Source organism: Actinomycetota bacterium, assembly GCA_036280995.1.
Lineage (GTDB): Bacteria > Actinomycetota > CALGFH01 > CALGFH01 > CALGFH01 > CALGFH01.
This window is the reverse complement of record DASUPQ010000831.1, coordinates 1-12,342: the sequence shown is the minus strand read 5'-3', so window position 1 is coordinate 12,342 and position 12,342 is coordinate 1. Positions and strand designations below refer to the sequence as shown.

Sequence of the window (12,342 nt, the reverse complement as noted above, 5' to 3'; positions counted from 1 at the left end):
GCGGAGCGACACCAGGTCATCACAGTCGACCTCCAAGGGCACGGACGAACGGCCGACATCGATCGACCGATCGACATCCGGCTCATGGCAGACGACATCGCGGCCCTCATCGACCACCTCGGGCTCGAGAAGCCAGATGTCGTCGGCTACTCCCTCGGCGGCGGCGTGGCGCTGTTCACCGCGGTGCAGCACCCCGAGAAGGTTCGCAAGCTGGTCTGCGCCTCGGCTCACGCCCGGCGGGACGCGATCCCGGCCGAGATGCTCGCCCAGCAAGCCCAGGTGAACGCGGCGGCGATCCCGTTCATGAAGGACACGCCGATGTATCAGCTGTACCAGCGCGTCGCGCCGCGGCCTGAAGATTTCGGGCGACTGCTGGACAAGATCGGCGCGTCGATGAGCAAGGACTTCGACTACAGCGAGAACCTACGAGGCCTGCAAGTGCCCACCCTCATCGTCGCTGCCGATGCCGACATGGCACCGCCCAGCCACTACGTCGAAATGTTCAAACTGCTCGACGGCGGCCTCCGCGACGGCGGCTGGATGGGTGAGGGCCGGCCCAAGGGCGGTCACGCGCTGGCCATCCTGCCTGGCCTCACGCACTACAACCTGGCCGTCTCCCCGCTGTTGGCGGCGGTCACCCTCGCCTTCCTCGACGAGCAGCCGGGCTGAACGACCCTGACAACAACCTTTCTCCTCACCGGGCGCCATGCCCTGGTGCCGGTTCGTCCCTGTCAGCGGAACCGCTCGACGTCCCGGCCGCTCTGCTCGCTCATGCCGTAGGTGGCGATGTAGCCCCAGGCGTCCGGGCGGGAGCCGTCGGCGTCGGTCACGCCGTAGCGGTCGGCCAGCTGGCGGGCGGTGAGCACCTGACCGGCGAACTGGGCCGCCTCCGGGTCCTGGGCGAGGGCGGCGACCCCGCGGGCCACGTAGGTCGGCGACTCTGAGATCGCGAACCCTGGCACCTTGGCGAGCGCGTCTCGCCAGGTCTCCTCGGTGACCCCGAAGCCCTCCAGCATGGCCTCCGAGCGCAGCCAGCCGGGCGTGACCCCGAGTGCCGTCGCCGGCCGGTCACGCAGCTCATGGGTGAGCGAGAGGATGATCCGGCTCACGTTCGCCTTGACCAGGTCGTAGAAGAAGCCGACCCCCTCGCGGTAGTTGGCGTTGACCTCGGCCGTGCCGTCGGTCATCTCGACCAGCAGCCCGCGCTCGCCGCGCAGCAGCAACGGCAGGGCGGCGTGGGCGGTGATGAGGTGGGTGTCCACGCCCATCCGCAGCATCCGCAGGCCACCGGCGAGGTCGTGCTCCCACATCGGCGTGTGCCACTGCGCGTAGCGGTCGCCGCCGAAGATGTCGTTGACCAGGACGTCCAGGCGGCCGTGGTCGGACTCGATCCGGGCGACCAGGGCGGCCACGGCCGCGGGGTCCTCGTGGTCGACCACCAGGGCCGTACCATGCCCGCCGGCGGCGGCCATCAGGTCGCCGGTGTCCTCGATCGTCTCCGGCCGCCCGATCTCCGACCTCCCCGTGGCGCGGCTGCTGCGCCCGGTGGCGTACACATGCAGCCCGGCCCGGGCCAGCTCGACCGCGATGGCGCGTCCGGCTCCCCGCGTCGCTCCCGCCACCAGCGCGACCCGTGGTTGGTTGTGCTCGGTGTCCATGCTGGCCATCAAAGCACGACATCCCCACAACAACGTCCCGCCGACCCAGCCGTCGGACCATGCCGATGCGCGAGCGGATCGTCGGAACGCAGTTGCTGCCGGAACCGCCGCCCCGGGATGCTCGGGGAGGCCCATCCGGGGTTGCCGTCCGACTAGGCTGGTCAGGACCTGCCAGCAACCCACCAGCCTGGAGCGGACCGGACGATGGCCACCGAGGCGACCTCTGACGCCGGGACGAGCCCGGGGGCGGCCCCTGACCGCCGGGTCGACGGCGGCCGGCAGTACGAGTTCGCGCGGAGCTCGCGCGACCTGCTGCGGCTGGTCGGTGGCCTGATCCTGCTGCTGCTCGGGCTGGTCCTGGCGACCGTCTTCTCGGACGCCCTGCTGGGTTTCGAGACCGACCTGGTCCGGGTCGTCCGTGGCCTGCCGGAGGGGCTGGCCGTGATCGTCTTCGGCACCATCCGGGTGCTCTCGCTGCTGGCCGCCCTGGGGCTGGTGGCCTGGCTGGCCTGGCGTCGCCAGTGGAAGCTGCTGGGCCGGCTGCTCCTGGCCAGCGTGGTCGCCTTGGTCCTGCTGGCCGGGGTGGACCGGCTCATCAGCGAGGCGCCGGCGCCCAGCCCGGCGGCCATCCCGCCGGCGGCGTGGGTGACCGACATCTCCCTCAGGCTTGGCTCGGGGAACGTGGCCGTGGCGGTGGCGATCTACATGGTCGCCCGGCCGTTGATGACGGTTCCCTACCGGCGGTTGGTGGTCTGGACCATCGCCCTCACCACGCTGCACGTGATCCTGGCCGGCAGCGACCTGCCACGGGACCTGGTGGCCGCGATCGCCTGCGGGTTCATCGCCGCCTCGTCGGTGCTGCTGGCGTTGGGACGTCCCATGCGGCCACTGGAGCCGGATCAGGTGGCGGCGGCCCTGCGCCGCACCAGCATCGACGTCACAAAGGTCCACCCGGCCGCGGTCGACGCCCGGGGATCGCGGCCGTTCTTCGGGACCATGGCCGGCGGAGACGGCGTCTTCGTCAAGGTCCTGGGCCGCGAGGAGCGTAGCAGCGACCTGCTGTTCCGTTTCTACCGCTGGTTGCGCTTCCGCGGTCTGGGCGACGAGGCGATCGCGTCCTCCCTGAAGCAGTCGATCGAGCACGAGGCGCTGGTGTCGGCGCTGGCGGCCGACGACGGCATCCGCACCCCCCGGCTGCTCGGTGTCTCCGAGGTCGACGCGGACCGGCTGGCCTTGGCGTTCGTCCGCATCGAGGGGAGCTCGCTGGACGGCGTGCCGGTCGAGCGGCTCGACGACGAGATCCTCCGGGGGATCTGGCGCCTGGTCGCCGAGCTGCACCGGGCCGGGATCGCCCACCGCGACCTGCGCTTGGCCAACCTCTTCCTCGACGACCGTGGCCAGCCCTGGCTGATCGACTTCGGGTTCGGCACCGTGGCGGCGCTGCCGCAGCAGCTCGCCGGTGACGTGGCCGAGCTGCTGTGCTCGATGGCGGTGGCGGTCGGCCCCAAGCGGACCGTCGACGCCGCGGTCGCGGAGCTGCGGCCCGAGCAGATCCAGGCGGCGCTGCCCCGCCTGCAGCCGGACGCCCTCTCGACCGCGACCCGGAAGGCCATGAAGGCGCACAAGGGGCTGGACAAGCAGCTGCAGCAGACCGCGGCCGACGCCGTGGGTGTCGAGAAGGTCCAGCTCCAGCACCTGGAGCGGGTGCAGCCCCGGCATGTCCTGACCCTGGTGGCCACCGCCGTGGCGGCCTACCTCCTCATCCACCAGGTCACCGAGATCAAGGACCTGCCGGCCGTCCTCGCCCGGATGGACTGGAGCTGGGCGGTCCTGGCCCTCGTGGCCTCCGCCCTGACCTATCTCGGCGCCGCGCTGAACCTGATGGGTGGGTTCGTCCAGCGCCTGTCGCTCGGGCTCACCACGGCCGAGCAGCTCGGGGGATCCTTCATCAACCGCATCACCCCGGTGAAGGTCGGCGGCATGGCGGTCAACATCCGCTACCTCCAGAAGCAGGGGCTCGATTCCGCGACCACGATCGGCGGGGTGGGGGTCTCCATGCTCGCCGCAGGGGCGATGCACATCTCCCTGACCGCCGTGTTCCTCGTGTGGGCCGGCTCCAAGGCGAACGTCGTGGACCTGCCGTCGAGCACCACCATCCTGCTGGTCCTCGTCATCGCGGCCGCGATCATCGGCCTGGCGGTGGTGATCCGGCCGGCCCGGCGGCTGATCCGCGGCGTGGTCGTCCCGCAGGTGGAGAAGGCGGTTCTCGAGCTGCGCGAGGCCCTGCGAGACCCGGCCCGGCTGTCGCTGTCGTTCGTCGGCGCGCTCCTCATGGACCTGGCCTACATCGTCGCGCTGTTCGCGTCGGTCCGGGCCTTCGGCTATCCGGTCAGCGTCGCCGTCGCCGGGGCGGTCTACCTCGCCGGCACCGCCGTGGCCTCCGCCGCCCCGACGCCGGGCGGGGTCGGCGCCGTCGAGGCCGCCCTGATCGCCGGCCTGACGGCCACGGGTGTCCCCAACGAGCTGGCCGTCCCGGCCGTGCTGATCTACCGGGTGGCCACGTTCTGGCTGCCGGTGCTCCCGGGCTGGCTGGCCTTCACCCTCCTGACGAGGCGGGACGTGATCTGACCGCTCCGCCGCCTGGCGGGCGATGGCCAGGGCGCCGGGGTCGAGGTCGAGGCCGACGGCGCGGCCGTGCGGGCCCACACCCCGGCGGCCGGCCTGCTGGGAGGCGTCCTCCGCCGCGGCCACGTCCCCGAGGAGGCGGTCGACCTCCCCTGACGGTAGCGAGCCTGGAAGCAGGCCGAACAGGGGGATCGGGTCGCGGGCCTGGCCGTGGCCCTCATTCGAGCGTTGTCCGGCCGTCGTCATGGACGGTCCAGGCGGGGTTGTGGGCGACCTCCCAGGGGTGGCCGTCGGGGTCGATGAAGACGCCGGAGTAGCCGCCCCAGAACGTGCTGGCGCCGGGGCGGGCGATGGTGGCGCCGGCGGCCTGGGCTTCGGCGAGGACGGCGTCGGCCTCCTGGGGGGAGCGGACGTTGTAGGCGAGCGTGACGCCGCCCCAGCCGCCGGTGTCGGTGACGCCGCTGTCGGCGGCGAGCTTGCCCCGGTCCCACAGGGCGACGATCAGGCCGGGGGCCTGGAAGAAGGCGACGTGGTCGGTGTCGTCGTCGACGCCCCCGTCCAGGTGCCAGCCGAGCGCCTCGTAGAAGGCCTGCGCCCGGGAGACGTCGCCGACGCCGAGGGTGATGAGGCTCAGCCGCTGGTCCAAGGCTGTCTCCTTTCGTCGTGAGCGGCTATTGTCGCGGCAACCGGGGCGGCCGAGGTGGAGACCCCATGCGCCTGGTTCGGCGACGGTTGGGGGGTGGGTGCGGCCGTGCTGCTGCTCGGGCTGCTCGGCCCAGGGGCGGGCAGGCGGCCGGCCGGGACCGGGCCGGTCGTGCGGGCATGGCGACGCGGCCGCCTGCCCGGGTTCGAGCGGTTCCCCCCGATCTGGTCGCTGCTGCGGGACGCCGGCGTCAGCGTGGGGGTGTGCGCCTCGCTCCACACCTACCCGGCCCCGGACGACCTCGGCTCCTACGCGTTCTCCCTGCCCGACGCGTTCGCGTCCGAGCCGGTGGCGCACCCGCCGGAGCTGGTCGCCTTCCATCTTCGCCCGCCAGCTGCGGCGGTCCCGCCCGCGGTTCAGCACGTTCTTCACCAACCATGTCGCATCCGCCATGCACCGCCACTGGGCGGCCCACCGCCCGGACGACTACGAGCAGCTCGGGCTGGGCCAGGACTGGGTCGAGACGTTCCACGACGAGGTCATGTGGGCCACCGGCCAGGCCGCGGACTTGGTCGAGCGCGTCGCGCGCCAGGTCGAGGCCAACCCCGGTTCGCAGCTGTGGATCGCGTCGACCATGGGGCAGCGGGCGACCATGGCCGAGGGCCTGGAGACCCAGCTCTACCTCACCCAGCCGACCCGCTTCTTCGAGGCCATGGGCCTGCCCGACGAGGACACCTGGCAGCGCCGACCGGCCATGCTGCCCCAGTTCAACCTGGTCGTCGAGGACAAGTTGGTCGAGCAGTTCCGTTCGAGGTCTCCGTGCTCGAGGTCGCGCCGGCCGTCCTGCGGGCCCTGGGCGTCGAGCCGCCGGCCTACATGGCCCAGCCGGCCGCGCTCGCCGAGCTGCTGCCCGCCTGACGCACCCGCCGGTGCGGTTTCCCGCGTCATGGCCTTTCATCGAAGGAGGCGCCGAGCAGGTTTTCGGCGGCTCGATCTGGGGCCGCCTGGAGCAGGCGGTGCAGGTCGGTCACGGTCGTCTTGCCGTCCCGCGGCCCCGGGACCTTGTCGCTGTTCCCGGTGGTGGCGCGGTCGTAGCCGCAGAACCGGTGGCCGTTGGCGGTGGCGGTCCCGGCAGCGTTACGGGGATAGAGCAGGGCTTTCCGGGGTAAGAGGCCAGCAAGGGCTCAGTCGATGAGCACGTCCGAGAGGAGACCGCGGTGCCAGAAGGCGAGCCGTGCCCGTACTGTGCGCACCTCGCGCCGAATCCCGAGGAGCTTCGCGCGCACCTGCTCCACCTCCACCCGGAGGTCGAGCCGGAGCCGGACTGGTGGGATCGCGACGCCGTGCCGCCACCGGCGCTGTTCTGAGCGCCGACGCCTGACCTGACCGACGCCCTGCTACCGTCGATCGGCACCGGTCGTTCCCGCGCGGGACCTGGAGGCCACCTACGGCATCCCTCCGGACCGGATGGAGCGCCTGCTCCGGGAGCAGTTCCGCGCCTACCGGGCCACGCTCCGCGACGACCACCGCCACCTGCTGGAGCGGTTCGAGCCCGTCGACATGGCCCGCAAGGTGGTCGGGGTGGGCAGCGGATGATGCAGGCCGCCAGCGACATCTACCTGGGCTGGCAGGCCCTCGAAGGCGTGACGCGGGCTACCGGACCGCGTCGGCCAGGCGGTCCACCTGGTCGAGACTGGCCACGGTGGGATCGAAGACGAGCTCGTCCACCCCGAGCTCCTTGAAGGCGGCGACCCGGTCCCGGACGGCCTGCGGGGTGCGGGGGGCGCCCGAGGCCAGCCCCTCGGCCCAGTCGCCGAGGAAGCCGTAGTAGGTGCGTAGGTTGTGCAGCGACTCCTCGGTGTGCTCCTCGCCGAGGGAGAAGTAGGACAGGGCGACGATCCGGGGCCGCCCGGTCCCGCCGGCCTCCTCGAAGCGCTTGGTGAACTCCTGGATGGCGCCGCCGGCCATCTCCGGCGGGGCCCCGCCGAGAGTGAAGCCGGCGTCCCAGCGGGCGGCGCGCGGCGCCGCCAGCGCCGGCTGCCCGCCGATGAGCAGCGGGATGCGCCCCCTGGTGGTCGGTGGGCCGACCGGGAACGAGCTGCCGTCGGGCGGCTCGCCCGCCCAGGCCGTGTGCAGCAGCTCCAGGTCGGCGTCGAACCGCCGGCCGCGGTCGTCGAAGGAGCGGCCGGCGAGCTGGTAGTCGTCCGCGCGGCTGCCGACGCCGAGGCCGAGGGTGAGGCGGCCCCCCGACACCTGGTCGATGCTGGCCGTCACCTTGGCCAGCGGCACCGGGCTGTAGGCGGGCCCGAGCAGGATGTTGGTGACCAGGCCGATGCGGTCGGTGACGGCCGCCGCCGCGGTCAGGGCGGTGAGCGAGTCGTAGCTGGGGTAGGCGATCCGGTCGATGGTGGCCAGGGAGGAGAAGCCTCGCTCCTCGGCCCGTCCCGCCCAGTCGACCAGCAGGGACCCAGGAACGTTCAGCACTGGGTTCGGAAGGCCGATGCCGATCCGCACGCGTTGTCCTCCTCAGGATGTGGGGGGCTGCCGCCGTGGAGGCTACGCCTGCCTCGGTCGGGGCGGCGCGCTGGGCTCCTCTCGCCCCGCTCCAGCAGACCTGGGAGCGGCTCACCCCGCTCCAGCAGACCTGGGAGCGGCTCACCCCGGCAGCCGCGATCTACCAGCCGGTGGCGGAGGCCGAGGGGCGGGTGGTCGGGTTCGTCATCGAGGGCACCATGCCGCGGCGGGGCTTCGTCGGCGGCGGCTGGATGGACGCGCATCTGATGGCCGGCTGCACGACCGCTGAGCCGGTCGCGTCCGCCTCCGCCGGATCCTGGGCGGGCGTTACACTAGGGCCGGATCGACGTGTGGGAGGCACCGATGACGCTGGTCATCAACCTCATGTACCTCGCGGGCATCGTGCTCGTCCCGGTCGGGATCGCGGCCGTGTTCATCCGGCTCAGCCGGCGGTTCATGTCCAGCTGACGCCCTCAGGAGGCGTCGGCGACCCCGCAGCCGCCGCCGGCGGCCGCGCCCACCGTGGCCACCTCCGCCTCCTCGTCCTCCTCGTCCTCCTCTGGCCTGGGCGGCTCCTGGTTGCGCAGCATGACCAGGGCGAGGACGGCCAGGACGACGCCGATGCCGGCGGCGATGGCCGAGCTGAGCTGCATCCCGGCCACGAAGGCCTCGCGGGCGACAGCCAGCACGGCCGCGCCCAGCTCGGCGGGAAGCTGGGCGGCGACCTCGGCGGCGCTGCCGAGGGTGTCACGGGCCGCCTCGGCCGCCTCGGGCGGGACCGCCGCCGGGAGCCGGTCGGCCAGTTCGGCGCGGTAGATGGCCACGCCCACCGAGCCCATGATGGCGATGCCCAGGGCCCCGCCGAGCTCGGCCCCGGTCTCGGAGATCCCCGAGGCCGCGCCCGCCTGCTCGGGCGGGGCCGAGCCGACGATCAGCTCGGTGGTCAGCCCGAACACCGGCGCCAGCCCGACCGAGATGATCACCGACCCGATCACCAGGGGGACCAGGCCGCCGGAGACCCCGACCTGGGTGAGCACGCCAAGGCCGACCGAGGCCAGGGCGAGGCCGCCCGAGATCACGTAGGCCGGCCGGACGTCGCCCAGGACCCGGGGGGCGACCTGGCTGCCGACGATGAACCCGACCGCCGACGGCAGCGACCACAGCCCCGCCTGCAGCGGCGACAGCCCGACCACCAGCTGCAGGTACTGGGCGACGAACAGGAAGTAGCCCACGGCCACGAAGATGGCCAGGAAGTTGGTGGCCAGGGCGGCGTTGAAGCTGCCCAGCCGGAACAGGCCGACGTCGATCATCGGGTCGATCAGCCGCTGCTGGCGGAGCACGAACAGGACCCCGACCACCAGCCCGAGGGCGATGGCCGCGACCGAGACGCCGTCGAGGCCGTCCTGGGCGATCTCCTTGAGCCCGTAGATCACGGCCAGGACGGCCAGCATCGACATGGCCGCGCTGACCAGGTCGAGCCGGCCGGCGTCGGGGTCGCGGTACTCGGGCAGGACCCGCGGCCCGAGGAGCAGCAGGGCGGCCATCACGGGCAGGGCGAGCAGGAACACCGACCCCCACCAGAAGACCTCGAGCATGGCCCCGCCCAGCACCGGCCCGATGGCGCTGCCGGCCGAGAAGGCGCCGATCCAGAACCCGATCGCGATCGAGCGCTCCCTGGGGTCCTGGAACATGTGGAAGATCAGCGACAGGGTGGAGGGGGCCAGGGTCGCGCCGGCGATCCCCAGCAGGGCGCGGCTGACGATCAGCCACTCCGCGGTGGGGGAGACCGCCGCCAGCACCGAAGTCAGCCCGAATGCGGTGGCCCCGATCATGAGGAGCCGGCGGCGGCCGATGCGGTCGCCAAGGGTGCCCATGGTGATCAGGGACCCGGCCACGAAGAACCCGTAGATGTCGATGATCCACAGCAGCTGGGCGCTGGTCGGCTCCAGGTCGGCGCTGATGGCCGGTATGGCCAGGTGCAGCACGGTCAGGTCCATCACGTAGAGCAGGCAGGCCAGCGCGAGCACGGCCAGCCCGATCCACTCGCGCCGTCCGGCCCTCGCTGGTGCCTCGGTCGAAGCCACGTGCCAATACCCTTCGTCGATCTCGTGCAGGAACAGCGGTGCACCGTGATGACGGTGTCACCGCCAGGAGGTCATCGGTCGGACCACCCTAGCGGGTCCCTGTGACGGTCGGTCGGTACCCTCCCGGTGGGGCGGGTCATGCCGTCAGGCGCCGGCCCACAGGTTCCTGCAACGTTCCGGCGGCCGGCCGTGTTCCACCGGAGAGGATCGCGTACGGAGGGACGACCATGCACCTGCATTTCACGACCGTGGCCACGCCGGTGGGGCCGTTCACGCTGCTGGTCGACGACGGCGGCGTCTGCGCGGCCGGGTTCACCGGCCGGCCCGAGACCCTGCAGCGCCGCCTCGACCCGCGGCGGCGGGCGGCCGGGACCCGGCCGGCGGCCGACCCCGGCGCCGTGGCCACCCGGATGCTGGCCTACCTGGCCGGCGAGGTCGGGGCCCTGGACGAGCTCGCGGTGGAACAGCCGGGCGACCCGGCCCAGCAGGCCGCCTGGCGGGCCCTGCGGTCGGTGCCGGCCGGCCAGACGGTCAGCTACCGGGAGCTCGGGGCCATGGCCGACCTGGCCGACCCGGCCACCGACCCGCTTGGCGCCCAGGCCGCCGGCGCCGCCTGCGCCAGCAACCACGTGGCCGTGATCGTCCCCTGCCACCGCGTGCTCCGGGCCGACGGCCGCCTGGGCGGCTACGGCTGGGGCGTCCATCGCAAGGCCTGGCTCCTGGCCCACGAGTCCGCCGCCCGGGAGGCGGACCGGCCTGGGGCGGGGAGGCCGGGCACGGTCCACCCAGCCCTCTTCTGAACCCGCGCCCGGGCGGCCACGACCGGGCGAGTCTGGCATGCTCGGGCCATGGGGCGGAGGGTGGCGGGCGAGGGCCGGCGGGTGCGGCTGGGCACGATCTACGCCGCCCACGGGGCCAGCCACGGGTTCGTGCTGGTGCTGCCGGCGGTGCTGGTGACCCTGCGGGCCGAGTTCGGGGCCTCGTTCACCACGCTGGGCACGGTGGCCACGGTGAGCAGCATGCTGTACGGGCTCGGGGCCCTGCCCGGGGGGCTGCTGGCCGACCGGTTCGGGGCGCCGGTGCTGCTGCGGATGTTCGCGGGCCTGTCGGCCGTCTGCTGCGGGCTGGCCGCGGTCGCCCCCGGGATCTGGTGGCTGGCCGCTGCGCTCGCCCTGCTGGGTGCGGCCGGGGCCCTCTACCACCCCTCCGGGCTGGCCGAGGTCACCCTGAACGCCCCCGGAGGCGGCCGCGAGCTCGGCGTCCACGGCGGCTTCGGCAACGGCGGCACCGCCCTGGCGCCGCTGGTCGCCGGGGCGGTGGCCGCCGCCTGGACCTGGCGGGCGAGCTACGGGCTGGCCGCCGTGGCCGCCCTGGTCCTGCTGGTCGTGCTCGTCCGGGACGTGCCGCTCGACCGGCGGCTGCCGCCACAGGAGCAGGCGGCGTCCGGGGCGGTGGGCCGGGGGGCGCTGGCCGTGGTGATGTTCCTGGCCGCGGCCGAAGGGTTCGTGTTCCAGGGGTTCGTCACCTTCCTGCCGGCGTTCCTGGCCGAGGTGGGCGGGGTCGGGCAGGCGGCCGCGGCCAAGGGCGGCGTGCTGGCGGCGGCGGTGCTGCTGCTGGGCGTCCCCGGCCAGCTGATCGGCGGCCGGCTGGCCGAGACCGACCCGCGCCGCCTGGCGCTCCGCTACGCCGGCCTGTACGGGGCCGCCGTGCTGGCCGGGCTGTCGGTCAGGGCGGCCGGCGCGACCCCGCTCGGCGTGGCCCTGGCCGGGCTGTTCAGCCTGCTCATCTTCCTCGGCCAGCCGATCACCAACCAGCTGGTGGCCCGCTCGACCCGGGCCGGGCGGCGCGGGGCCGCCTACGGCACCTACTTCTCGCTGTCGTTCGGGATCGGCGCCCTGGCCGGGGTGGCCGGCGGGGTGGTGGCCGACCGGTCGGGGCTGGCCGCCGTGTTCGGCTTCCTGGGGCTGGTCGCCGTGGTCAACTCCCTCGGCGGGCTGGCCGTGCGGGGCCTGCTTGGTCCCGGGTCGACAGGCCGGCCCCCGGCGTCCTAGCGTTTCGTGGACTGGACGACGGATCGATCGGGAGGGATGTCGACATGGCCATGGCTGACCGCCAGGCGCACACGCTCTGGGAGGGGCCGCTGATCGGCGGCAAGGGCGACACCGAGTTCGCCTCCAGCGGCATCGGGCGCTACCCGGTGACCTGGGCGGCCCGGACCGAGAGCCCCGACGGCAAGACCAGCCCCGAGGAGCTGCTCGCGGCCGCCCACGCCACCTGCTACGCGATGGCGTTCTCGCACTTCCTCGCCCAGGCCGGCAACCCGCCAGAGCGCCTGCACGTCACCTCCACCGTCTCCCTCGACCCCAAGGAGGGTGGCGGCGTCGTCGTCACCCGCTCGGCCCTGGAGGTCAACGGCACCGTCCCCGGGTACGACCAGGACGGCTTCCAGCAGGCCGCCGAGGAAGCCGAGAAGGGCTGCCCGATCTCCAACGCCATCCGCGGCAACCTCGAGATCACGGTCAAGGCCACGCTCGACGCCTGACCCCGGCCCGGCAGGACCGGAGAATAAGCCAGAACTACGTCATATTGCGCATCCTCCGACGTCCAGGCGGCGCTTAGCCTTGCCGCGCCTGGGGCCGGTCTGTCTCGCCTGCGTCTGGAGTGGGGCCATCAATGCGTACCGCCGCCCGCGTCCTGCCCGTCGTCCTCGCCATCCTGCTGCTCGGCGGGCTGCTGTCGTCGCCGGCCGGTGCCGTGCCGTCCCCGACCCCGGCGATCACCCTCCAGTTCTACGGGGGCGAGGTGCGCGCCATCGCCC

General features: G+C 73.3%; 11 protein-coding genes. 7 read left to right on the top strand and 4 right to left on the bottom strand.

Translation table 11 applies throughout. The annotated features are described in order from the left end of the window. Positions 1–669, top strand: a 669-nt coding sequence (locus tag VF468_27795) for an alpha/beta fold hydrolase (protein HEX5882088.1), incomplete at its 5' end; no start/stop codon positions are given. Between the two features lie 62 nt (positions 670–731). Here VF468_27795 and VF468_27790 read toward each other — a convergent pair. Further along, on the bottom strand, positions 732–1,658 hold the full coding sequence (locus VF468_27790) for an SDR family oxidoreductase (GenBank protein HEX5882087.1): 927 nt from the start codon (positions 1,656–1,658) through the stop codon (positions 732–734). 204 nt (positions 1,659–1,862) lie between these two features. On the opposite strand from VF468_27790, the gene VF468_27785 reads away from it, so the two are divergent. After that, on the top strand, positions 1,863–4,286 hold the full coding sequence (locus VF468_27785) for a flippase-like domain-containing protein (protein HEX5882086.1): 2,424 nt from the start codon (positions 1,863–1,865) through the stop codon (positions 4,284–4,286). A 214-nt stretch (positions 4,287–4,500) separates the two neighbouring features. Here VF468_27785 and VF468_27780 read toward each other — a convergent pair whose 3' ends face one another. Further along, positions 4,501–4,929, bottom strand: a complete 429-nt coding sequence (locus tag VF468_27780; GenBank protein ID HEX5882085.1) for a VOC family protein — start codon at positions 4,927–4,929, stop codon at positions 4,501–4,503. 1,214 nt (positions 4,930–6,143) lie between these two features. On the opposite strand from VF468_27780, the gene VF468_27775 reads away from it, so the two are divergent. Both VF468_27775 and VF468_27770 read left to right on the top strand, forming a co-directional pair. Further along, a complete protein-coding gene (locus VF468_27775; GenBank protein HEX5882084.1) occupies positions 6,144–6,293 on the top strand; it encodes a hypothetical protein in 150 nt (49 codons plus the stop codon). Positions 6,294–6,393: 100 nt separating this feature from the next. After that, positions 6,394–6,522, top strand: coding sequence for a DUF2252 family protein (locus VF468_27770; GenBank protein ID HEX5882083.1), 129 nt, complete (start codon positions 6,394–6,396; stop codon positions 6,520–6,522). 57 nt (positions 6,523–6,579) lie between these two features. On the opposite strand, the gene VF468_27765 is transcribed toward VF468_27770, so the two are convergent. Beyond that, complete coding sequence (locus tag VF468_27765; GenBank protein ID HEX5882082.1) at positions 6,580–7,440, bottom strand: LLM class flavin-dependent oxidoreductase; 861 nt, start codon at positions 7,438–7,440, stop codon at positions 6,580–6,582. A 473-nt stretch (positions 7,441–7,913) separates the two neighbouring features. Beyond that, on the bottom strand, positions 7,914–9,524 hold the full coding sequence (locus VF468_27760) for an MFS transporter (GenBank protein ID HEX5882081.1): 1,611 nt from the start codon (positions 9,522–9,524) through the stop codon (positions 7,914–7,916). A 227-nt stretch (positions 9,525–9,751) separates the two neighbouring features. On the opposite strand from VF468_27760, the gene VF468_27755 reads away from it, so the two are divergent. Genes VF468_27755 through VF468_27745 form a run of 3 tightly spaced genes read left to right on the top strand, consistent with a single transcriptional unit; the run spans position 9,752 to position 12,066 of the window. Further along, positions 9,752–10,324, top strand: coding sequence for a methylated-DNA--[protein]-cysteine S-methyltransferase (locus tag VF468_27755; protein ID HEX5882080.1), 573 nt, complete (start codon positions 9,752–9,754; stop codon positions 10,322–10,324). A gap of 48 nt (positions 10,325–10,372) precedes the next feature. Continuing rightward, positions 10,373–11,575: an MFS transporter gene (locus VF468_27750; protein HEX5882079.1), complete on the top strand. Its 1,203-nt coding sequence runs from the start codon at positions 10,373–10,375 to the stop codon at positions 11,573–11,575. Positions 11,576–11,619: 44 nt separating this feature from the next. Beyond that, a complete protein-coding gene (locus VF468_27745; protein HEX5882078.1) occupies positions 11,620–12,066 on the top strand; it encodes an OsmC family peroxiredoxin in 447 nt (148 codons plus the stop codon). Positions 12,067–12,342: the final 276 nt, after the last annotated feature.